Source organism: Herbaspirillum sp., from assembly GCF_017744395.1.
Classification (GTDB): domain Bacteria; phylum Pseudomonadota; class Gammaproteobacteria; order Burkholderiales; family Burkholderiaceae_D; genus Herbaspirillum.
Map to the genome: position 1 here is coordinate 1,073,425 of NZ_JAGIBI010000001.1, position 23,132 is coordinate 1,096,556.

General features: G+C 63.2%; 19 protein-coding genes. 7 read left to right on the plus strand and 12 right to left on the minus strand.

Translation table 11 applies throughout. The features are described from left to right. Positions 1-102 precede the first annotated feature (102 nt). The 3 genes from trxB (at position 103) to J7548_RS04890 (ending at position 2,198) form a co-directional block, all read left to right on the plus strand. Positions 103-1,056: a thioredoxin-disulfide reductase gene (gene trxB, locus J7548_RS04880; protein ID WP_290971116.1), complete on the plus strand. Its 954-nt coding sequence runs from the start codon at positions 103-105 to the stop codon at positions 1,054-1,056. 117 nt (positions 1,057-1,173) lie between these two features. Beyond that, complete coding sequence (locus tag J7548_RS04885; RefSeq protein ID WP_290971118.1) at positions 1,174-1,482, plus strand: I78 family peptidase inhibitor; 309 nt, start codon at positions 1,174-1,176, stop codon at positions 1,480-1,482. A gap of 56 nt (positions 1,483-1,538) precedes the next feature. Then, positions 1,539-2,198, plus strand: a complete 660-nt coding sequence (locus J7548_RS04890) for a Smr/MutS family protein (protein ID WP_290971120.1) — start codon at positions 1,539-1,541, stop codon at positions 2,196-2,198. On the opposite strand, the gene J7548_RS04895 is transcribed toward J7548_RS04890, so the two are convergent. Continuing rightward, positions 2,170-3,510: a leucine-rich repeat-containing protein kinase family protein gene (locus J7548_RS04895; protein WP_290971123.1), complete on the minus strand. Its 1,341-nt coding sequence runs from the start codon at positions 3,508-3,510 to the stop codon at positions 2,170-2,172. The genes J7548_RS04890 and J7548_RS04895 overlap by 29 nt on opposite strands. 72 nt (positions 3,511-3,582) lie before the next feature. Continuing rightward, positions 3,583-4,821, minus strand: coding sequence for a PA0069 family radical SAM protein (locus tag J7548_RS04900; protein ID WP_290971126.1), 1,239 nt, complete (start codon positions 4,819-4,821; stop codon positions 3,583-3,585). 163 nt (positions 4,822-4,984) lie between these two features. Between J7548_RS04900 and J7548_RS04905 the strand changes: the two genes are divergently transcribed. Both J7548_RS04905 and J7548_RS04910 read left to right on the plus strand, forming a co-directional pair. Next, positions 4,985-5,443, plus strand: coding sequence for an SgcJ/EcaC family oxidoreductase (locus J7548_RS04905; RefSeq protein WP_290971129.1), 459 nt, complete (start codon positions 4,985-4,987; stop codon positions 5,441-5,443). Positions 5,444-5,806: 363 nt separating this feature from the next. Continuing rightward, the gene (locus J7548_RS04910) at positions 5,807-7,771 is read left to right on the plus strand and encodes a sigma-54-dependent Fis family transcriptional regulator (RefSeq protein ID WP_290971132.1); all 1,965 of its coding nucleotides are present in this window, start codon (positions 5,807-5,809) and stop codon (positions 7,769-7,771) included. 73 nt (positions 7,772-7,844) lie between these two features. Here J7548_RS04910 and eutC read toward each other — a convergent pair whose 3' ends face one another. The 4 genes from eutC to eat all read right to left on the minus strand — a co-directional run bounded on the left by eutC (position 7,845) and on the right by eat (position 12,904). After that, the gene (gene eutC / locus J7548_RS04915; RefSeq protein ID WP_290971135.1) at positions 7,845-8,678 is read right to left on the minus strand and encodes an ethanolamine ammonia-lyase subunit EutC; all 834 of its coding nucleotides are present in this window, start codon (positions 8,676-8,678) and stop codon (positions 7,845-7,847) included. A gap of 3 nt (positions 8,679-8,681) precedes the next feature. Beyond that, positions 8,682-10,088: an ethanolamine ammonia-lyase subunit EutB gene (locus J7548_RS04920; RefSeq protein ID WP_290971138.1), complete on the minus strand. Its 1,407-nt coding sequence runs from the start codon at positions 10,086-10,088 to the stop codon at positions 8,682-8,684. A gap of 13 nt (positions 10,089-10,101) precedes the next feature. Further along, on the minus strand, positions 10,102-11,442 hold the full coding sequence (locus tag J7548_RS04925; protein ID WP_290971623.1) for an HAD family hydrolase: 1,341 nt from the start codon (positions 11,440-11,442) through the stop codon (positions 10,102-10,104). Between the two features lie 67 nt (positions 11,443-11,509). Beyond that, entirely contained in the window at positions 11,510-12,904 is a 1,395-nt protein-coding gene (gene eat, locus J7548_RS04930) for an ethanolamine permease (protein ID WP_290971141.1), read from the minus strand. 191 nt (positions 12,905-13,095) lie between these two features. Here eat and J7548_RS04935 point away from each other — a divergent pair, with 191 nt between their 5' ends. Next, a complete protein-coding gene (locus tag J7548_RS04935) occupies positions 13,096-14,103 on the plus strand; it encodes a helix-turn-helix domain-containing protein (protein WP_290971144.1) in 1,008 nt (335 codons plus the stop codon). 24 nt (positions 14,104-14,127) lie between these two features. Here J7548_RS04935 and J7548_RS04940 read toward each other — a convergent pair whose 3' ends face one another. The 4 genes from J7548_RS04940 to J7548_RS04955 form a co-directional block, all read right to left on the minus strand. Beyond that, a complete protein-coding gene (locus tag J7548_RS04940) occupies positions 14,128-14,493 on the minus strand; it encodes a DUF779 domain-containing protein (protein WP_290971147.1) in 366 nt (121 codons plus the stop codon). A gap of 73 nt (positions 14,494-14,566) precedes the next feature. Next, on the minus strand, positions 14,567-16,087 hold the full coding sequence (adh, locus tag J7548_RS04945; protein ID WP_290971150.1) for an aldehyde dehydrogenase: 1,521 nt from the start codon (positions 16,085-16,087) through the stop codon (positions 14,567-14,569). 337 nt (positions 16,088-16,424) lie between these two features. Continuing rightward, a complete protein-coding gene (locus J7548_RS04950) occupies positions 16,425-16,763 on the minus strand; it encodes a P-II family nitrogen regulator (RefSeq protein ID WP_290971153.1) in 339 nt (112 codons plus the stop codon). 84 nt (positions 16,764-16,847) lie between these two features. Beyond that, positions 16,848-18,905, minus strand: coding sequence for an NAD(+) synthase (locus J7548_RS04955; protein WP_290971154.1), 2,058 nt, complete (start codon positions 18,903-18,905; stop codon positions 16,848-16,850). A gap of 155 nt (positions 18,906-19,060) precedes the next feature. Here J7548_RS04955 and J7548_RS04960 point away from each other — a divergent pair, with 155 nt between their 5' ends. Continuing rightward, positions 19,061-20,197, plus strand: coding sequence for a GNAT family N-acetyltransferase (locus J7548_RS04960; protein WP_290971157.1), 1,137 nt, complete (start codon positions 19,061-19,063; stop codon positions 20,195-20,197). Between the two features lie 65 nt (positions 20,198-20,262). Here J7548_RS04960 and J7548_RS04965 read toward each other — a convergent pair whose 3' ends face one another. Then, entirely contained in the window at positions 20,263-21,297 is a 1,035-nt protein-coding gene (locus tag J7548_RS04965) for an extracellular solute-binding protein (RefSeq protein ID WP_290971160.1), read from the minus strand. 309 nt (positions 21,298-21,606) lie between these two features. Next, the gene (locus J7548_RS04970; protein ID WP_290971162.1) at positions 21,607-23,064 is read right to left on the minus strand and encodes a Ppx/GppA phosphatase family protein; all 1,458 of its coding nucleotides are present in this window, start codon (positions 23,062-23,064) and stop codon (positions 21,607-21,609) included. Positions 23,065-23,132 lie beyond the last annotated feature (68 nt).

The window sequence follows — 23,132 nt, forward strand, 5'->3', positions numbered from 1 at the left end:
CAGCGCAATATTGGCTGCCCCCAGCCCCGAATTGAAATCCCGGGATTCGCCTCCAGCTAAGCTGGGCCGCGCAATTCCACCCAACAGACGAAGAGTAACTTTATGAGCACGCCCAAACATGCCAAGGTCCTGATCCTCGGTTCCGGCCCCGCCGGCTACAGCGCCGCCGTGTACGCCGCGCGCGCCAACCTCAACCCGGTACTGATCACCGGCGTCGAGCAAGGCGGCCAGCTGATGACCACCACCGATGTCGAAAACTGGCCGGGCGATCCGCTGGGCGTGCAAGGCCCGGAGCTGATGCAGCGCCTGCTGCAGCACGCGGAACGTTTCAATACGGAAATCATCTTCGACCATATCCACACCACCAAGCTGTCGGAACGGCCGTTCCGCCTGATCGGCGACTCCGGCGAATACACCTGCGACTCGCTCATCATCGCCACCGGCGCCTCGGCACAGTACCTGGGCTTGCCGACCGAACAGGCGTTCATGGGCAAGGGCGTTTCCGCCTGCGCCACCTGCGACGGTTTCTTCTACCGCGGCAAGGAAGTGGCCGTGGTCGGCGGCGGCAATACCGCGGTCGAGGAAGCGCTGTACCTGTCCAACATCGCCAGCAAGGTCACCATCATCCACCGCCGCGACAAGTTCCGCGCCGAGCCGATCCTGATCGACCGCCTGTTGCACAAGGTCACCGAAGGCAAGATCGCCATCCAGTGGCACCACACGCTCGATGAAGTGGTCGGCGACGACAGCGGCGTGACCGGCATCAAGATCAAGTCGACCCAGGACGGCGCCATCACCGACATCCCGGTGCACGGCCTGTTCATCGCCATCGGCCACAAACCCAACACCAGCATCTTCGAAGGCCAGTTGGAGATGCATAACGGCTACCTGAAGACCCGCACCGGCACCGAAGGTTTCGCCACCGCCACCAGCGTCGAAGGCGTATTCGCCGCCGGCGACGTGCAGGACCACATCTACCGCCAGGCGATCACCAGCGCCGGCACCGGCTGCATGGCAGCGCTCGATGCCCAGCGTTATCTCGAAGGCCTGGAATAAGCAGCATAAGCCAGCCGTTGCGCGCCGGATGAACTAGCGGCGCGGCTGCGCATCAAAAAGCCGGTGGAAGGCAAGCGCTTCCACCGGCTTTGTTTTTCATTTCTCCGGAGTTGCGCCATGACCACTTCCCGCCTCGCCCTGCTTCCGGCTCTTGCCGCGATCATCCTGCTGGCCGCCTGCAACACCTCCCAGGAAACGAAACCCCATGAAGCCGACAGCAGCGCCGGTTGCGACGCCAGCAAGGTCGACTACCTGATCGGCCAGAATGTCAGCGGCTATATCGAGCGCAAGGCCATGAAGGAATCGGGCTCCTCCGATGTCCGCACGCTGCTTCCGGACAGCGTGGCCACCATGGAATACAACCCCAGGCGCCTGAACATCCACACCGATGCCGGCAAGGTCATCATCCAGCTGACCTGCGGCTGAACTACGGCCGGGGTTCTGATAAAGTAGTCCGTTGGGATGTTTCACCGGGCCGCATCATGGCGACAATCAAGGATTTTTCCGCACTCAAGGGGCTGCGCAAGCAATTGCAGGCCGAAGAACAGGCGCGCGCCGAGGCGCAGGCCGAACGCCTGCGCAACGAGGCCAAACTCAGGGAAGAGACCGATATCTTCCGCAACAGCATCGGCCAGGTGGCGCCGCTGCGCACCAAGGCCACCGACAAGGCGCACCACTTGCCGGACTTGCCGCCGCCCATTCCGCGCCAGCATCTCGCCGACGAACAGGCGGCGCTGCTGGAATCGCTGTCCGACGAATTCACCGTCGACACCCTGATGGACAGCGACGAGAACCTCAGCTTCGCCCGCCCCGGCGTGGGCCCCGACGTGCTGAGCAAGCTGCGGCGCGGCAACTGGGTGATCCAGGCCCAGCTCGACCTGCACGGCTACCGGCGCGACCAGGCGCGCGAAGCGCTGGGCGAATTCCTGCGCCAGTCCAGGAGGCGCGGCCTGCGCTGCGTGCGCGTGATCCACGGCAAGGGCCTGGGTTCGGTCAACAAGGAGCCGGTGCTGAAGCACAAGGTGCGCAACTGGCTGGCGCAAAAGGATGAAGTGATGGCCTTCTGCCAGGCCCGCGCGGCCGATGGCGGCGCCGGAGCGCTGGTGGTGTTGCTTAAATCGAGCGAACGCGTTTCGGGCTGATCCCTTCCCTGATGCCGTCGAGCGTACGCTCGATATGATCGAAGCCCGGACGTGCTTCCGGCTCGGGCGACAGGCAGGCATCGCGCAGCGCAGCCAATTGCACCGCCCCCTCTCCCGGCGCGCAATGCGCCAGCAATTCTTCCAGCAAGCAACCGAAGGCGCGCACTTCCATCGCCTGCAACGCTGCGGCGTACGGCGCCTCCGGGCCATACATCGAAGCCGCGCCGAAATCCCCCAGCAAGGCCAATCCCGGTGCGCGATGCAGGATGTTGTGGGCGTACAGGTCGCCGTGCATGATGCCGCGACGGTGCAGATGGGCGGCAGCGGTGGCGATATCGTGGGCGATGCCCAGCGCGTGCGGCCACGTGAAGGCGGCATCGGCGGTGTAGACGTCGCGGGTGCAGGACTGCAGGCTGGGCGGTCCGGCCAGATTGGCGAAGGCCGGATCGATCAACGGCATCACCAGGCCGTGAATGTCATCTGGATGGCCGGCCAATCGTCCCAGCACCGGAATCAATCCTTCATGGCTGCCGGCAGCGATGCAAGCGGCCATCTCGCGTTCCGGCAAGCCGTCGCTGGTGACCGCACCCTTGAATAATTTGACCGCCACCGCGCGCTCCCCATCCGCGCCGCGCCAGCGCGCTTCGTGGATCACACCGGAAGCGCCCTCACCCAGCTTGCGCACCAAAGACAATTCATGCCATGCAATCACCGGAACCGCAACTTCGCGGTCGGCCTGTACTTCATGCGCATGGCAGAACGGGTTTCCCGCAAAGGCCAGCCAACTCAGCCGCGGCAATGCCACCAGCCATGCAGGGAATACTTCCAGCGCGTTGGCCGCCAGCCGCAACAGTTCCAGGTTGCGGCAATGCGCCAGCTCCGGCGGCAGTGAACGCAAGCGGTTCCCGGCCAGCATCAGCTTTTGCAGCGGCGCGCAGCGGCCTATCGATGCCGGCAGGTGTTCGATGCGGTTGTCGGTCAGCACCAGCCAGCGCAATGTGGCGGGCAAGGATTCTTCAGGCACGCGCGCGATGCGGTTGGCCTTGAACCCGATCATTTCCAGCTTCGCGCAACGGCCCAGCACGGCCGGCAATTCGGTGAAGGCATTGTCGGAGCAGAACACGATGCGCAGCCGCTGCAGTCGCGGCAGGTCGTCCGGCAACGCGCTCAGTTGATTGCCGCTCAAGTCGAGGATTTCCAGCGTGTCGGCCAGCGTGAAAATCTCGCGCGGGAATTCGCGCAGGCCGCAGGACAGCGATAGGCGGGTAACACCGGCCAGTTGGCCGCTGCGCAATTGTTCCAGGGTATGCATGCAAATGTCGGGAAACGCAAAGCGCGCAGTGTAACAGCAGCGCCTCCCGCATCCCCTGGCATTGCCTGCGCTTCAGAACAGGTCGAGCTGCCCGACATTGTTCCTGGCCTGCTGCCGTGCCGTCGGCGCCACCAGCGGCCGCCGGAACTGGCTGGCGTCGAGCGTGCCGAAGGCGCGGTTCCTGTGCGTAATGCCCAGTCGCCGGCTGGCCTTTTCGAAGCGCTGCCGCAGCAAGTCGGCCCAGGCGCCGGTGCCGCGCATGCGGGTGGCGAAATCGGCGTCGTAGTCCTTGCCGCCGCGCATGTCCTGGATGCGGTTCATCACGCGCGCGGCGCGATCCGGGAAGTGCGCCTGCAGCCATTGCCGGAACAGCGGGCTCACTTCCCACGGCAGGCGCAGCACGATGTAGCCGGCCTGCCCCGCCCCGGCCTCGATGGCGGCTTCCATCACACGCTCCAGGTCCGGTTCGGTGATGAACGGGATCACCGGCGCGATGGAGACGCTGACCGGAATCCCCGCCTCGGCCAGCGTCCTGATCACCCGCAGGCGCCGCATGGGACTGGCCGCCCGCGGCTCCAGCGTGCGCGCGATGGCCGGGTCCAGCGTGGTAATGGTGACGGCGGCGATCGCCTGGCGCCTGGCCGCCATCGCAGCCAGCAGGTCGATGTCGCGCTCGATCAGCGATGACTTGGTGATCAGCGCCACCGGATTGCCGCAGTCATGCAGCACCTGCAGCACGCGCCGCGTCAATTGCAGTTCCCGCTCGATCGGCTGGTAGGCGTCGGTATTGATGCCTACCGTGATGGTGTCGGGCACGTAGGAGGGGCGCGCCAGCTCGCGCAGCAGCAGTTCCGGCGCGTTGGTCTTGGCGAACAGGCGGCTTTCGAAATCCAGCCCCGGCGACAGGCCGAGATAGCTGTGCGACGGCCGCGCGAAACAATAGATGCAACCGTGTTCGCAACCGCGATAAGGATTGAGCGACAGGCTGAACGGCAGGTCGGGTGAACTGTTGCGGCTGAGGATGGACTTCGCCGTTTCTTCGGTGACGATGGTTTTCAGGGGAGGCGCTTCATCCTCGTCATCGTCCGGATCGACCGGCATCATCGCTTGCCAGCCGTCGTCGAACGCTTCCCGGCTGACCGACTCGTAGCGCCCGCGCAGGTTGGTCACCGCCCCGCGCCCCTTGCGGGCGACCTGGGCAGGATGGAGGTAGGACTCCGGCGTCAGGGTCGGGTCATCGTCGGCAGGCGGTTTGGGCTGCGCCGGGAACGGTGCGGCAATGCCTTCCGGAAATTTGGGGAATCTGGACATGGTAAGAACACAAAATACCGTCTATCTATCGATATTGATTCAGCTCGACCGATGCTATCGTGGGATTCCGTTTTCAAGGAAAAACGGGATGCCATCCGGCCCGGGAGGGGGGCCGATGCTCATTTCTCCCGCACAATCCGCCTCCTTTTTCTGGAGAGTTCTCATGCGCCTGTTACGCTCTGCCTCGCTGGCCGCCCTTGCGCTGGCCGCGACGACGACCGCCTATGCCAAGTCCGAGGTTTGCCATGCCGCTTCCGAGAAGCAGATCGCATCCCTGTTCGACCGCTGGAACGCATCGCTGCAAACGGGCGATCCGAAAAAGGTCGTCGCCAACTATGCGAAAAAATCGGTCCTGCTGCCCACGGTTTCCAACAAGCCGCGCCTGACCGCGGAAGCGAAGGAAGACTATTTCGAGCACTTCCTCGAGCGTAAGCCCGTGGGAAGCATCGACAGCCGCTCCATCGAAATCGACTGCAATAGCGCAATCGACGTCGGCCTGTACACGTTCAAGTTCGCGGACGGTTCGGAAGTGAAGGCACGCTACACCTTCACCTACAAATGGAATGGCAGGCAGTGGCTGATCTCCAGCCACCACTCATCGGCCATGCCGGAAAAGAACTGAGATCCAGGGCACATCCCTGATCTTTGCATCTCCCACGGCAAAATACTGTATTTATATACAGTATTTTGCCGTTTGCTTCGCCCTCATGCAAGCCTTGTTTCAATTTTCCTTGCAGCAAGCCGGCCATGGGCCGCAATGGCCGGAATTGACTCGTTGATATACAACGCGCCCTCCCCGCCCCTCCCTGATTTTCCCGCCTGCAAATCCTGTTTCAATTCTCCTTTTCCGGTACGGCAATATCGCCGCGCAAGAGCAAGACTGGCGCCGATTAATCGGTTATGCTCGGACCACCTTGCTTCTGAAATTACAAAAAAAATCAAACAAGGGGGGAAAGAAAAAACTTGCGCCCCAAAGGAGACAACGATGCAACACTTGGCAGGCCGGCCGGATGCCGGCATGGGCAATGCGCCTGCGCTTCAATCCGAAGCCGACAGCAGGCTGCTCGACCTGCAGGCCATCGAACGTTCGCACCAGCGCAGTTCTTCCTATGGCATCACCCGTCGGCAGCGCCCCGACCTGGATACGCTCTCGCACCCCGACCTGGCGCTGACGCTGGAGTCCAACCATGCGCTGTTCGGCCATGCGCGGCCGGTGATGGAAACGCTCTACGACCAGATCCGCAACACCCACAGCATGGTGATCCTGTCGGACGCCAGCGGCACCATCCTGCATACGCTGGGCGACAACGACTTCCTGGCCAAGGCCGACCGTGTGGCGCTGGGCGCCGGCGGCTGCTGGTCGGAACAGTTGCGCGGCACCAATGCCATCGGCACCGCCCTGTTCGAACAGAAGCCGACCACCGTGCATGCGCAGGAACACTATCTCGACGCCAATCGTTTCCTGACCTGCTCGGCCGCGCCCATCTTCGACCATCTGGGCAAGGTGCTGGGCGTGCTGGACGTTTCCGGCGAATGCGGCAGCTTCCACAAGCACACCATGGCGCTGGTGCGGATGTCGGCGCAGATGATAGAGAACCACCTGCAGGCCGGCAGCTTCCCCGATGGCATCACCCTGCACTTCCACAGCCGGCCGGAATTCGTCGGCACGCTGGTCGAGGGTATCGTCAACTTCACGCCGGGCGGGCGCTTCCTGGCCGCCAATCGCAGCGCACTGTTCCAGCTCGGCCTGCCGCTGGGCGCATTGCAATCGCATACCTTCAGTTCGCTGTTCGGCGTGCCGGTGTCGATGCTGTTCGACCACTACCGCAAGGCAGCGCCGGGGCTGATGGCCTTGTACCTGCACAGCGGCATCCAGATCCATGCGCGCGCCGAGTTGCGGCTGCGCGAACAGCACTTCCAAAACACGCGCGAGGCGGCCATCGATGCGCCCGCCTCCGTACCGGCAACACCTGCCGGCCGCGGCACGGCCCTCCCGGCCCTCCCCGACTTGCAGATGCTCGATACCGGGGACGAAAGGATGGCGGCCGTCATCGCCAAGCTGCGCAAGGTAATCGACCGCGACATCCCCATCCTGATCACCGGCGAGACCGGCACCGGCAAGGAATGGCTGGCACAGGCCATCCATCGGGAAAGCGTGCGCGGCGCGACGGCGCCCTTCGTCGCGCTGAACTGTTCCGCGATTCCGGAAAACCTGATCGAAGCCGAACTGTTCGGCTATGAAGACGGCGCCTTCACCGGCGCGCGGCGCAAGGGCGCGCTGGGCAAGATCGCCCAAGCGCATGGCGGCACGCTGTTCCTGGATGAAATCGGCGACATGCCGCTGGCATTGCAGGCGCGCCTGCTGCGCGTGCTGCAGGAACGCGCGGTCGCGCCGCTGGGCGGCAGCCGCGTGGTTCCGGTGAACTTCGCACTGGTATGCGCCACCCACCAGCCGCTGCGCGAGATGGTGGCGCGCCATGCGTTCCGCGAGGATCTCTACTACCGCATCAACGGCTTGCAGGTGAAGCTGCCGCCATTGCGCGAACGCAGCGACCTGGCGCAACTGGCGGAAATGATCCTGCGGCATGAAGGCGGCCCGCAGGCGCCCCGCTTCGACGAACAGGTGCGCAGCCGGCTGCTGTCCAATCGCTGGCCCGGCAACCTGCGCCAGTTGGCCAACCTGATCCGCACCGCGCTGGCCATGGCGGCCGGAGAAGAACGCATAGGCTTGCGCCATCTGCCGGATGATTTTCTGGATGAGGATGACGCCGCCGGCACGGCGTTGCCCTTGCCGGACAAGCCCTGCGCGTCGCTGTCGATGCAAGACAGCGAATGGGACGCCATCGAACGCGCGCTGCGCGCACATGGCGGCAATGTCAGCGCCGCCTCGAAGGCGCTGGGCATTTCACGCAATACCATCTACCGCCGTCTCAAGGCACACGGCGACTAGAAGGCATTTCAGCCTGGTTCGTTGCGGCCAGCCCGCTTCCCGGCATGGGAAGCGCTTGGCATGCGCTTTCTTCTTAATCGTTTCCCAATAAGAAATTCCTGCTGCCATCCAGCCCTTCGCTCTCGCCCACCGTCTCATCCTTCAGCGCCACCCCCGACAATCCGCGCCGATGCGCCTCTGCCATCAGGTAGTGCAGCTTGTAGGCCGCCTCGGCATACGACAAGCCTGCCGGGCGCACATTGGAGATGCAGTTGCGGCTGGCATCGGTCAATCCCCGCGCGGGCATCCAGGTCAGGTACAACCCCATGCTGTCAGGAGAGCTCAGGCCCGGCCGCTCGCCAATCAGGATCACCACCAGCTTCGCGCCCAGCAATTCGCCCACTTCATCGGCGACCGCCACCCGCCCCTGGTGCACGATGACCGGCGGCGCCAGCTTCCATCCTTCCGGCGCGATGCGGCGTTTCAATTCGGCCAGGAAAGGCGCCGCGTTCCTGGCGATGGCCAGCGACGACAGGCCGTCGGCGATCACCAGCGCCACGTCGTAAGCGCGCCCGGCTGCCGTATCGAAACGTTCCTGCAGATACTGCCGCGACTGCCCGGACAGCTGGCGCCCCAGGTCGGGACGTTGCAGATAGAGCAGCCGGTTCGAGGCGGCGCTGTGCACCTCCTGCACCTCGTCGGCCCGGCAGATGTCGCAAGCCTCCAGCTGCGTCCTGAGCTCCTGCGCATCAAGGGCTAGGTGCACTGCATCGCGCGCCTGCGCATGCGCCAGCTGAAAAGCCAGTTGAGGCTGCGTGGGCAGGCTGACGCCGGCGCGCCCCAGCGCGATGCGGGCCTCGGTGAAACGGCGCAGCGCATCCCAGGGATTGTTGGTGACCGGTTCGTCGTGCTTGTCGATCTCTTCCATGGATTAATGCAGGCGCAGCAAGGTGTCGTGAAAGCCGGGCGGCATGTCTCTATGCAGGCGAAATGCCACGTCGCCGCCGGGCTGGTTGAAAATCTGCATCCGATGCAGCCAATCCTCGAATTCCGGCGCCGGGCGCGAACCCAGCACACGGCGCGCATACAGCGCATCGTGGAAGGAGGTGGTCTGGTAGTTCAGCATGATGTCGTCGGAACCGGGGATACCCATCACGAAGGTGCAGCCGGCCACGCCCAGCAGCGTGAGCAGCACATCCATGTCGTTCTGGTCGGCCTCCGCATGGTTGGTATAGCAGACGTCGCAGCCCATGGGCAGGCCCAGCAGCTTGGCGCAAAAATGGTCTTCCAGTCCGGCCCGGATGATCTGCTTGCCATCGTAAAGATATTCCGGCCCGATGAAACCGACCACCGTATTCACCAGCAAGGGCTTGAACTGCCGCGCTACCGCGTAGGCGCGCACCTCGCAGGTTTGCTGGTCGATGCCGTGGTGGGCATTGGCCGAAAGCGCGCTGCCCTGGCCGGTTTCGAAGTACATGACATTGTCGCCCACCGTGCCGCGCTTGAGCGACAACGCCGCCTCGCGCGCCTCGCCCAGGATGGCCAGGTCGATGCCGAAGCCCCGGTTGGCGCTCTCGGTGCCGGCGATGGACTGGAACACCAGATCCACCGGTGCGCCGCGCTCGATCGCCGCAATCGTGTTGGTGACGTGCGTCAATACGCAGGACTGCGTGGGAATCTCGTAGCGGGCAATGACATCGGCCATCATGCCGACCAGCTTCATCACCTGCGGCACGTTGTCGGTGGCGGGGTTGATGCCGATCACGGCATCCCCGCTCCCATACAGCAGGCCGTCGAGCATGCTGGCGGCAATGCCGCTGGCATTGTCGGTCGGATGGTTGGGCTGCAGGCGCGTGGACAGGCGGCCGGGCAAGCCGATGGTGTTGCGAAACGCGCTGACCACGCGGCATTTCTTGCCGACAAGGATCAGATCCTGGTTGCGCATGATTTTCGACACCGCCGCTGCCATCTCCGGCGTAATGCCGGGCGCCGCGGCGGCTAGAACGGCACTATCGGTATCGTCGGCCAGCAGCCAGTTGCGGAAGTCGCCCACGGTCAGGTGCGAGATCGGCGCAAAGGCGGCGCGGTCGTGCGTGTCGATGATCAGGCGCGTGATCTCGTCCTCCTCGTACGGCACCAGCGCTTCTTCCAGGAAGATCTTCAGCGGCAGTTCGGCCAACGCCATCTGGGCCATCGCGCGCTCCTCGGCGCTGGTGGCCGCAACCCCGGCCAGCATGTCGCCGGAACGCGCCGGCGACGCCTTGGCCATCAGTTCCTTCAAGTCGCAAAAACTGTAGCTGACGCCGCCAACGCTATGCTTGAACCGGTATTGCGGCATGCTCGTCTCCTTCTCAACTGGTCAGCAGCTGCGGCGCGGTCTTGCCATACTTGATGCTGGTCTCGACCGGCAGCCAGTTGCCGGTCGACTCCTGGCGCCCTTGCAACAGAAAGCGCGGCTTGACCGACGCCATCTGGTCGGCCGCCAGTTTCGACAACTCGCCGATCTTGCCGTTCTTCATGCGATTGACGATCAGCCCATATTGCGTCTCCGAAAAATCGCGCAGCATGTCGTAATCGCCATCGCTGTCGCCGGCGACGAACAGCGGGCCGTAGCCTTTCTTCGTCACCAACTCTTTCTTGATCGCCACCGTCTTGCCGGGGCCCCAGGTCAGCGGCCAGTCCTTCAGGTAGGCATTGCGATAGCGCTCGCCGTTGCGTTCCAGGCGCAAGCCGATGATGTTCTCGCGCGGCACGTTGTAGCCGTACTTGGGATGCGTGGCAAACACCGCCACCACATCTTCCAGCGAAGCGGTGCAGACATAGACATCGATACCGTTGCTGCGCAAGGCATCCATCATCGTGCCGATCTCGGTACAGAGCCGGATACCGTGGAAGTGGCTGACGCTGACCACACCCGCCTTGCCCGGACGGTCGGCCGGACTGGTGTACTTGACCTTGGTCAGCGACGCGCCCAGGGCGGCGTCATTGGATGCCTCGGCCAGCGCGCTGACTTCGGCCACGCTCATGTTGGCGAAGAAATAGATCACCCAGGGATAACCGACGTTGACGCCATGGGTATCGTTGACCGCTTCATACAGGTAGTACAGCTTGGCGCGGAAGTCCTGGAACTCGGTCGTGGCCGTGATTTCCTCCAGCGGCTTGCTGCCGGCCATGCCTTTGTAGTTGGCATGCAGGAAAGCGTAGTCGGCATCCAGGTCGGCGCAGATCGAGTCGAGATCCACCACGTTGCCGGCGGCATTCTTGAAGTCCTTGCTGAAGGGGCCGGGCGGCACGTTCTGGCGGATGATCGCGGCGAACTCGGCCGGCGTGAGCTTGAAGGAAAGCGTGTTGATCTGGTACATCAGGAGCGCTTCCTCGCAGTCGTTCATGATGCTGGTGTTGTCCCAGTCGAACACCGCATAGGGGCGCTTGCCGGATTGGTAGCCGGGCGCCATGCTGCCGTGCTCGGCCAGCATCCGCGCCATCAGCGCATGGTTGCGCGGCGACCACTTGGCGCGGTCCAGGTTAACGCCGGCCTCCTTCGCAGCGGCATGGCCGGGTACGGCGACGCCGGCCAGGCCGGTGCCGGCAGCCGCCAGCAAGCCGCCCAGGAAACCGCGACGCGCGATCCCTCGCGTACCGGTAGCGGAAATGTCGTGCATTTGCGGCGCGTGCTTCATCTTGTCGTTCATGTTCATGATATTTTCGTCATCGAAGAGTTGGACAGTAACAACAGGAAAAACATAAAAACGTTTACGTTCAATGGCCGGGCGCTGTCTCTGCAGGCGTAACTGCGTTCCCGGCGCGCTGGCGCGCGGTTGCCATGAACCAGGCATAACCCAGCACCAGCAAGGCCACGAAAATGCCGAAGATCAGCGGGTTGTAGTAGATCATCGTGGCCATGCACACCAAGGCGCCGAACAGCGCGAACGCCGGGAAATACGGGTACATCGGCGCACGGAACGGGCGTGCCAGGCCGGCTTCGATACGGCGCAGTTTGAACAGGCTCAACATCGACAGGATGTACATCAGGATGGCGCCGAACACCGACATGGTGACGATGTTGGCCGTCAGCGTCTGGCCGCCGATGGTGATCAGCTCATCGCTATAGATGGCGGCGATGCCCACCACGCCGCCGGCGATAATGGCGCGGTGCGGCGTCTTGAAGCGCGGATGCACACGGGCGAAATAAGCCGGCAGGTAGTTTTCGCGGGCCAGTGCGAAGATCTGCCGCGAGTAGCCGAGGATGATCCCATGAAAGGAGGCCACCAGGCCGAACAGGCCCAGCCACACCAGCATATGCAGCCAGTTGCTGTTGTCGCCCACGATCAGCCTCATGGCCTGCGGCAGCGGGTCGTTGATGTTGGCCAGCTTGGTCCAGTCGCCCGCGCCGCCGGCGAACAGCATCACGCCGATGGCCAGCACCACCAGCGTCAGGATGCCGGTGATGTAGGCGATGGGAATGGAGCGCTTCGGGTCCTTGGCTTCTTCAGCCGCCATCGCCACGCCCTCGATGGCCAGGAAAAACCAGATCGCGAACGGGATCGCCGCGAACATGCCCGGTATCGCCGCCAGGCTGAAGGCGTCGCTGCCCGCCCATCCGCCCTTGGTGAAATTGGACAGTGAAAAGCCCGGCGAAACCACGCCCATGAACACCAGCAATTCGAAAATCGCCAGCAGCGTCACGCACAGCTCGAAGGTAGCGGCGATCTGCACGCCGACGATATTGAGCGCCATGAACACCAGGTAGGCGTACAACGCAGCCTGCTTGGGATCGAGGGAAGGAAACTGCACGTTGAGGTAGGCGCCGATGGCCAGGGCAATCGCCGGCGGCGCAAACACGAACTCGATCAGCGTGGCGGCGCCGGCGAGATAGCCGCCCACCGGGCCGAAGGCGCGCTTGCTGTAGGCGAACGGGCCGCCGGCATGGGGAATGGACGTGGTCAGTTCGGTAAAGCTGAAGATAAAGGTGGCATACATCGCCGCGATAAACAACGCAGTGATGGTGAAGCCCAATGTACCGGCGCTGGCCCAGCCATAGCTCCAGCCGAAGTATTCGCCCGAGATCACCAGACCGACGGCGATCCCCCACAATTGCAGGGTGCTTAAGACCGGCTTGAGGACATGGCCCTGGCCGGATGAGCTTGCATTCATCGATTTCTCCTATTGGCGCGCTATATGTTCTTGGTGCTGAAAACGACAAAAATTGGCGGGCATAAAATTTGCTCAAAAAAAGCTGTCCCGTTGCCTGAAAATATAGCAACGGCAATTTGGACGGCGTTATCGAAATTCGGCAAACTTGCTGCGGCCACGCCAGCCACCTCACATCACCGGGAGCCACAGGCATGCCAGAGAATCAATTTTCCCAGGCGGAAACTCATCCCATCGCCTTGGCGCCGCACGCAAAACAGGCGTTGCGCACCGTCCATGCGCGCGACGTCGACGAACATGCCGGCAACCTGACCAATTGGGAGCAGCGCTACGACCAGATCACTTGCGGCGCCTTCGAAGGCGTACTCAACGAATGGCACAGCACCGGCCTGCAGATCTTCCATGAAGGCGCCAGCCGCGCCATCCGCCAATCGTGCCGGGTATGGTCGGACGCATTCTGGTTCGGCCTGGAAACGCGCCCGGCAGGCATGCGCATCAATGGCCGCCAGGTCGGCGCCGACATCATGATGGTGCGTCCGGGTGGTTGCGAATTCGAGCTGGTCACCCCGGACCTGCACGATATCTACGGCATCGTCCTGCAGCGCGATGTACTGCAGACCATGGCCGCGCGCCTGGGATGCGAAACCGACTGGAACCGGATTGGCAATGCCGAGATGCTCAATGTCGAGCACGATGCGCTGGATAATTGCCGCAAGCAGATCGCTGCACTTCTGCGGCTGGCCGGCGACGCCCACGGAAGCACCGCAAACGCCGCGCTGCAGCTGCGCCAGGAGGCGGTACTGGTATCGCTGCTGGCCCTGCTGGACGTCAGCCAGGTCGAAGCCGAGGCCGGCGCCAGCTTCTTGCGCCGGCGCCGCATCGTCAACGACGCGCGCGCGTACGCGATGGCGCAGCAGGAAACCCCGGTCACCATCCCCATGCTGTGCGAAGCGGTGCATGTCAGCCGGCGCACGCTGCAATACTGTTTCGAGGATGTGTTGGGCATCAGCCCCATGGCCTATCTGCGCTCGCTGCGCCTGAACGGCGTACGGCGCGCACTCTGCGAAGGGAATGGGAAACAAGCTATCGGCGATATCGCGGCAGCCTGGGGCTTTGCCAACTTCAGCCAATTCTCGTGCGACTACAAGAAACTGTTCGGTACGACGCCATCGGCCTCGTTGCAAAGCAAGACCAGGCATTGAGATAGCCCGCCTGCTATCTGGAGATCAGTGCTGCTGCAAGGCCTGGTATTCGTCGTCGGTAAACAGCCGCGAACGTGTCAGGAAACGCTTTCCGCTGCCGTTCTCCAGCGAGAACATGCCGCCGTTGCCGTCGACCACGTCGATGATCAATTGCGTATGCTTCCAGTATTCATACTGTTCAGCGCCGATATAGAACGGCACGCCATCGAGTTCCCCCAGATGCACATCGGTATCGCCGAGCGTGAATTCGCCGGCCGGGTAGCACATCGGCGCACTGCCGTCGCAGCAGCCGCCGGACTGGAAAAAGATCAATTCGCCATGACGCGCTTTCAACTGCCGCAGCAGCGCCAGCGTCGCCTCGGTGGCAATCACCCGTTGCAGTGCCTTCATCGCTGTCTCCACTAGAGAAAAACGGCACCGTCCGCCCTGCGGCGAGCCGGTGCCGATAGTGCCTGAGGGACGATCAGAAGAAGCCGAGCGCCTTCGGGCTATAGCTCACCAGCAGGTTCTTGGTTTGCTGGTAATGGTCGAGCATCATCTTGTGGTTCTCGCGGCCGATGCCGGACTGCTTGTAGCCGCCGAACGCGGCATGCGCCGGATACAGGTGGTAGCAGTTGGTCCACACGCGGCCGGCCTGGATCTCGCGTCCCATGCGGAAAGCGCGGGTGCCGTCGCGCGTCCACAGGCCGGCGCCCAGGCCGTAGAGCGTGTCGTTGGCGATCGCCAGCGCCTCTTCTTCGTCCTTGAAGGTGGTCACCGAAACCACCGGGCCGAAGATCTCTTCCTGGAAGATGCGCATCTTGTTGTTGCCCTCGAACACGGTCGGCTTGACGTAATAGCCCGCGCCCAGATCGCCGCCCAGCGCTTCGCGCCCGCCGCCGGCCAGCACCTTGGCGCCCTCCTGCTTGCCGATGTCGATGTAGGACAGGATCTTTTCCAGCTGTTCCTGCGACGCCTGCGCGCCGATCATGGTGCTCTTGTCGAGCGGATTGCCCTGCTTGATGGCCGCCACCCGCTTCAGGGCCCGTTCGATGAAACGCTCATAGATCGATTCCTGCACCAGCACGCGCGAGGGGCAGGTGCAGACCTCACCCTGGTTCAGCGCGAACATGGCAAAGCCTTCCAGCGCCTTGTCGAAGAACTCGTCATCCTTGTCCAGCACATCGGCGAAGAAGATATTGGGCGACTTGCCGCCCAGCTCCAGGGTCACCGGGATCAGGTTTTGCGACGCGTATTGCATGATCAGGCGGCCGGTGGTGGTTTCGCCGGTGAAGGCGATCTTGGCGATGCGCTTGCTGGAGGCCAGCGGCTTGCCGGCTTCCAGGCCGAAGCCCTGCACCACGTTGAGCACGCCCGGGGGAATCAGGTCCTGTATCAGTTCCAGCAGCACCATGATCGAGGCCGGGGTCTGTTCGGCAGGCTTGAGCACCACGCAGTTGCCCGCCGCCAGCGCCGGCGCCAGCTTCCACACCGCCATCAGGATCGGGAAATTCCAGGGAATGATCTGCCCCACCACGCCCAGCGGCTCATGGAAGTGGTAGGCATAGGTGTCGTTGTCGATCGTCGAGATGCCGCCTTCCTGGGTGCGGACGGCGGCCGCGAAGTAGCGGAAATGGTCGATCGCCAGCGGGATGTCCGCGGCCATGGTTTCACGGATGGGCTTGCCGTTGTCGATCGTCTCGGCCGTGGCCAGCAATTCCAGGTTGGCCTCCATGCGGTCGGCGATCTTCAACAGCATGTTGGCGCGCTCGGCGGGCGATGTCTTGCCCCAGGCCTTCTTGGCCGCATGCGCGGCGTCCAGCGCCAGTTCGACGTCTTCCGCGCTGGAGCGCGCCACTTCGCAGAAGGCGCGTCCGATCACGGGGCTGATGTTCTCGAAGTATTCGCCCTTGATCGGCGGCACGAATTTGCCGCCGATGAAGTTGTCGTAACGTTGCTTGAAGGGGTCGCGTACGCCGAGCTTGCTGATGTCTGCCAGATTCATGTCGTCTCCATGGGTTTAGTCGGAATGGAAACCCGGATGGAATCGCTTGCAGCGTTTGGATCAGGTACATCGGGTATCGCCGGCAAGTGTCCCAACCTGGGGTTCAACCGGAGATGGGGCAAACCGCGTGCCAGCACACCGGGCCGGTGCCCACAGCAGGCTGCCGCCGGCAAAACCCGTTCGCATCGGGCCTGCCCGCTGCCGAGGTGCGGCATGACATGAACCGTGTGTCGCAAGCCTGTTCCACTCCTGTGTCAATCTGGGACATGTCGCTGCAACACCGGAGATGGAGCTCAAATCGACAGGCAAGAAAAAACCGGCCAGCGGCCGGTTTTTGTCAGACGGCGTCGGCGCCGGTTTCGCCAGTTCGGATCCGGATCACCTGCTCGACTTCCTGTACGAAAATCTTGCCGTCGCCGATCTTTCCGGTACGCGCCGCCTTGATGATGGCATCCACGGCCTGCTCGACCACGCCGTCGTCGACCACCACTTCGATCTTCACCTTGGGCAGGAAGTCCACCACGTACTCCGCGCCGCGGTACAGCTCGGTATGGCCCTTCTGGCGGCCGAAGCCCTTGACTTCGGTGACCGTCAATCCCGTGACGCCCACTTCAGCCAGGGACTCACGCACTTCGTCCAGCTTGAACGGTTTAATAACAGCGGTCACTTGCTTCATGGCAACTTCCTCTCTGGAGATGTCTAAAAAATCGATTGTGAACTTAAAAATTATAAATGTTGCACCGCATGGCCGCTACCGATGTCAGGCCTCGGCGTCCGGTATCTGCGCCAGGCCATCCATCCAGACCGTGGCCTCGGAATCGCTGGGGGCGCGCCAGTCGCCGCGCGGCGAGAGCGAGCCGCCGCTGCCGACCTTGGGCGCGTTGGGCACGCAGGAGCGCTTGAACTGGCTGGTCTTGAAGAAACGGAACAGGAAGATGCCAAGGTTCTTCTTGATCTGCGCCAGCGTGTATTCGTTGTGCGCGCCGTGCAGGCCGTCGGGCCAGTGCCCCGCCTCGCGGTCCTTCCAGGCAGTATGCGCCAGGAAGGCGACCTTGGCCGGAGTGAAGCCGTAACGCAGGATGTAGTAGAGGTTGAAGTCCTGCAGCTCATAGGGGCCGATGAAGTCCTGGGTGCGCTGGCCGGGTTCGCCGGCCGAGGCGCCGGGCACCAGTTCGGGACTGATCTCGGTCTCCAGGATCTGCATCAGCACTTCAGGATGCTTCAGGTCCAGCGCCGCCGACTCAGCCACCCAGCGCACCAGGTGGGTGATCAGGGTCTTGGGCACGCTGGCGTTGACGTTGTAGTGCGACATGTGGTCGCCCACGCCATAGGTGCACCAGCCCAGCGCCAGCTCGGACAAGTCACCGGTGCCGATCACGATGGCGCCGTTGTGGTTGGCCAGGCGGAACAGGTGGTTGGTGCGCTCCCCCGCCTGCACGTTTTCGAAGGTGATGTCGTACACCGGCTCGCCGCGCGAATACGGATGGTCCAGGTCCTTGAGCATCTGTTCGCAGCTGGGGCGGATATCGATTTCCTGCGCCGTGCAGCCGACCTGCTCCATCAGCTTGTGCGCCTGCACCAGCGTGCGGCTGCTGGTGGCGAAGCCGGGCATGGTATAGGCCAGGATATGGGTGCGCGGCAGGCCCAGCTTGTCCATCGCCTTGGCGCACACCAGCAGCGCGTGGGTCGAGTCGAGCCCGCCGGAAACGCCGATCACCACCTTCTTGATGTTGCTGGAAGACAGCCGCTGCACCAGCGCCTGCACCTGGATGCTGTAGACCTCGCGGCAGCGCTCGTCGCGCTGCGCATGGCTGGCCGGCACATAGGGGAAACGCGCCACGCGGCGCTTGAGCGGCAGCGATTTCTGCTGCGGCACTTGAATCTCGAAGCCGACCACCTCGAACTTGCGCACCTCGTCCGCATGGCGGCGCACCGACTGGCCAAAGGTGGTCTGGTGGAAGCGCTCGCGCGACAGGCGTTCCAGGTCGATGTCGGCGTAGATCACATGGGCCTGCTCGGAGAAACGCTCCGACTCGGCCTGCAGCTCGCCGTTCTCATAGATCAGCGCCTGGCCGTCCCAGGCCAGGTCGGTGGTCGATTCGCCGTTGCCGGCCGAGGAATACAGGTAGGCCGCCATGCAGCGCGCCGATTGCTGCGAGACCAGTTGGTAGCGATAGCCGGACTTACCGACGACGATGTTCGACGCCGACAGGTTCACCAGCACCGTCGCCCCTGCCAGCGCGGCGAAGGAAGACGGCGGGATCGGCACCCAGACGTCTTCGCAGATTTCGATATGGAAGCGGAAGTCGGGGATATTGCGAATGTCGAACAGCAACTGGCTGCCGAACGCGACGTCCTGCCCCAGCAGGTGCACGCGGCGGGTCACGGCGCAGTCGGCGCTGCTGAACTGGCGCGCTTCGTAGAATTCGCTGTAATTGGGCAGGTAGCTCTTGGGCACCACGCCCTGGATGCGGCCGGCGGCCAGCACCACGGCGCAGTTGTACAACTGGTGGTCGACCTTCAGCGGCATGCCGACAATCAGCACGGCCGGCACCCGCAGCGACGCTTCCAGCACCGTTTGCAGGGCCTGCAGCGAAGCGTCCAGCAAGGCGCGCTGCTGGAACAGGTCTTCGCAGCTATAGGCCGACAGCCCCAGTTCCGGGAAGGTGACCAGCACCGCCCCTTCGGCGGCGGCCTGCCCGGCCAGCTCGATGGTGCGCGCGGCGTTGTAGCCGGGATCGGCCACCTTGCACTGGGGCACCGCCACCGCGACGCGGGCGAAGCCGTGGCTGTACAGATTGAAGAATTCGCTTTGCATGTCGTTTTTTCCGCTACCGTGCGCTATCTTGCGGCATCCGATCGCCGCGCTTGCGACGCGTTTTGCCATTTTGCGTAGAATGCCTGTTCGTGTCTTGCCACGGCAAACGCCCATGGCAACCGAAGCAACAGGCAACGCTACCTGAATTGCAGTCAATGGATTATCGCACGCGAATCGTTTCTTCTCTGGCCGAGATCGGCCAGCCGGCATGGGATGGCCTGGTCGCCGTCCAGGATGAAGCCACTCCCTTCCTGTCCTACGCTTTCCTGCACGCGCTGCATGAGAGCGGCTCGGCCTGCGCCGAAACCGGCTGGCAGCCGCATTACCTGACCGTCTGGCAGGATGAACAACTGGCCGCCGCCCTGCCGCTGTACCTGAAATCGCATTCCTACGGCGAATACGTGTTCGACTGGGCCTGGGCCGAGGCCTACCAGCGCCATGGCGTGGCGTACTATCCCAAGCTGCTGGCGGCCATCCCGTTCACCCCGGTGCGCGGCAGCCGCCTGCTGGCGCGCGACGAGGCGGCGCGCTCGGCGCTACTGGCGGCGCTGCAAGCCTTGCAGCAGGACGAAGAACGCTCGTCCACCCACATCCTCTACCCGCCGCCGGAACAGGCCCAGGCACTGGCCGATGCCGGCTTCCTGCTGCGCAGCGGGGTGCAGTTCCACTGGCACAACGAAGGCTACGCCAACTTTGACGAGTTCGCCGCCACGCTGGACCGCAAGAAACGCAAGAACATCCTGGCCGAGCGGCGCAAGGTGGCCGAGCAAGGCGTGCGCTTTCTCACCCTGCGCGGCAAGGAAATCGAGGAAACCCACTGGCGCTTCTTCAACCGCTGCTACCGCCACACCTACGCCGCGCATTACTCCACGCCCTACCTCAACCTCGACTTCTTCCTGCGCATCGGTCAGGCCATGCCGGATAACCTGCTCCTGACCGTGGCCCAGCGGGACGGCCAGCCGATCGCCTCCTCGCTCACCGTGTACGACAGCACCACGCTGTACGGCCGCTACTGGGGCGCGCTGGAGCATGTGCCCTGCCTGCATTTCGAAACGGCCTATTACCAGCCGCTGGAGTTTTGCATCGAGCAAAAGATCGCCTGGTTCGAAGGCGGCGCCCAGGGCGAACACAAGATGGCGCGCGGCTTCCTGCCGCAAAAGACCTGGTCGGCGCACTGGCTGGCGCATCCCGGCTTCTACGATGCGGTGGAACACTTCCTGCAGCGCGAAAGCGGCGGCATCGACGACTACATGAACGAACTGAACGACCGCAATCCGTTCCGCGCCGCGTAACGCCAGCCCAAAAAAGAAGGCCGGCTAATGCCGGCCTTCCTCATGGTGTCAGATGTTGCTGGAGATTACTTGTAGCCGACGCGATCCAGCATCTGCAATACCTTCTGCTGGTTGGCGCCGACCGCGCCGACATTGATCACTTCCGCCTTGAACGTGCCCATCTTCAACAAAGCCGGATTCTCGGTCTTGACGCTCTTGACCGCCGGCCATTCGTTGTTGCCTTCGGCGAAATAGCGCTGCGCCTTGTCGCTGGACAGGTATTCCAGGAACTGCACCGCCTCGGCCTTGTGCGGCGCATGCTTGGCCACGCCGCCGCCGGCGATGTTCACATGGGCGCCATAGCTCTTCTGGTTGGGCCAGACGATGCCGACCTTCTCCATCAGCGCCACGTCTTCCGGCTTGGTCGAACGCAGCAGGCGCGCCACGTAATAGGAGTTGGAAATGGCCACGCCGCATTCGCCCGAGCCGACCGCCTTGATCTGGTCGGTATCGCCGCCCACCGGCTGGCGCGCCTGGTTGGCGACCATGCCCTTGAGGATTTCCTCGGTCTTGACGGCGCCGTTATGTTCCAGCAAGGCGCCGAACAACGAGACGTTGTACGGGTGCGAACCGCTGCGGGTGCACAGCTTGCCCTTGTTCTTCGGATCGGCCAGCGACTCGTAGGTGTCCACATCTTCCGGCTTGACGCCGGCCTTGTTATAGACGATCACACGGGCGCGGGTCGAGAAGCCGAACCACTGGGCGCCGTCGTTGCCTTCCTTGCTGTGCAGGTTGGCCGGGATGCGTTCGTCCAGCACCTTGGACTTGACCGGCTGGAACAGGCCGTCGCTTTGCGCCTTCCACAGGCGCGCCGCATCCACCAGCAAGATCACGTCGGCCGGGCTGGAAGCGCCTTCGCTCTTGAGGCGGGCGAGGATGCCGGCGTCGTCGCCGTCGATGCGGTTGATCTTGATGCCGGTCGCCTTGGTGAAGTCGGCGTAGAGCGCTTCGTCAGTCTGATAGTGGCGCGCCGAATAGAGGTTGAGCACCTTCTCCTGGGCGACGGAAGACAGCGCGGCGCTGGCCAGCAAGGCGCCGACCACGAGTTGACGAGAAAACATGGACCATCCTTTTGCAAAAAATTGATCGAATGCCGCGGCGTATCCGGGCTTCATTTTGGCGTGGGAGGCAATCCGCGAATGGCATCGTGCGATGCCTGGTTATTGGTATATGGGCTTTGATGCGGCGCTTGCGCCATCCCGCATCGGAAACCGAAGGCGACTATAACACAAATAAGAACCATTACTATTTAAATCAGGATGCTGGCGCAATGTTCTAAAACATTCAATCGCCCTTCCCCCAAAAAAATCCCCCTGCCGTCGTGAGCCGGCAGGGGGATTTTGTTCAAGGCGGAATGCCGCTCTCTCGGCTCAGGCCAATACCTTCAGCGAGAAATCGACGCCGATGCCGGCCCACCACTCCTGTTCCTTCTGGATCCAGAAGGAGATGTTGGGATGATCCTTGACATAGTCGCGCCGGATTTCCAGGTCGATCCGGTTCTTGAACTTGACCTTCACCTTGTCCAGGTCGAGCGTGATATGCGAATGCCGGAACATCACCGCCAGCCGCAGCGCCAGCACCGATTTGGCGAAATCGACATCGGACAGCATCTCGCTGATCTTCTTCAGGTTGCCCTTCTGCCCCAGGATCAGCGCGCTCATCAGCCGCTGCTCGCGCGTGGTGAAGCCCGGCAGGTCGGCGTTGGCGATCAGGTAGGACGAATGCTTGTGGTAACCGGTAGGCGACACCACCAGGCCGGCCTCGTGCAGCAAGGCGCTCCAGTACAGGTAGCGCGCATAGGAGTCGGTGGCCGGCTTGAGCAACTGGAAAAAGCCCAGCGCGGTATCGGCCACGCCGTGGGCGCGCGCCGCGTCGACATGGAAACGGCGCGAGAAATCGTCCACCGACATGTCACGCCGGTCGGCCTTGGTGGCGCGCAACTGCAGGTCCCACATCACGCCCATGCGCAACCCGGCTTCCACCGGCGTGACGACTTCGATGCCGAACTCCTGCATGAAGCCGATCAGCACCGCCAGCCCGCCCATGATGACGCCGGCGCGGTCGGGTTTCATGCCGTCGAGTTCGATGCGGCTCACATGGCCGAAATCGATCAGGCGCTGCATCAGGTCTTCCAGGCCATCCAGAGTGACGCGGCCGTCGCCCATGCCGTTGCGCGCGATGGTGTCGGCGATCGCCCGCATGGTGCCCGACGAGCCGTAGACATTGACGCCGCCATCGAAATCGAACAGGTGCACCGCGTCCTCGACATGGGAACGCGCGGAGATGATGGCGCGCTCGAAGGCCGCCGCGGTGATCGCACCGTCGGGGAAGAAGGCCAGGCTCTGGTTGACGGTGCCGATGCCGAACGATTCGACATGGCGGATATGCCCGCCCAGGCCGCGGATGACTTCGGTCGAGCCGCCGCCGATATCGATCACCATGCGTTCTTCTTCGGGCTCGGCCAGCACGCCGGTCACGCCCATGTAGATCAGGCGCCCCTCTTCCTCGCCGGAAATGATTTCGACCGGATAGCCGATGGCGCGCTCCAGCTCGGGCAGCAGCGCATGCGCATTTTTGGCGATGCGCAGGGTATTGGTCGCCACCACGCGCACCGCATCCAGCGGATAGTCGCGCAGGATGGCTCGGAAACGGGTCAGCGAATCGATCGCCGTTCTACAGGCCTGTTCGGTCAGGTTGCCGTTCTTGTCGATGCCGGCCGCCAGGCGGATAGGATCGCGCGCGCTCTTGATGACGCGGATGCCGCCGTCTTCATATTTGCCGATATGCAGACGAAAGCTGTTGGAACCGAGATCTACCGCTGCAAACATTCATTCCCTTCCAGACAGACCCATATAGGTCAAAAAATACTTAAAACGATTTCACGCTTTCATGCAGC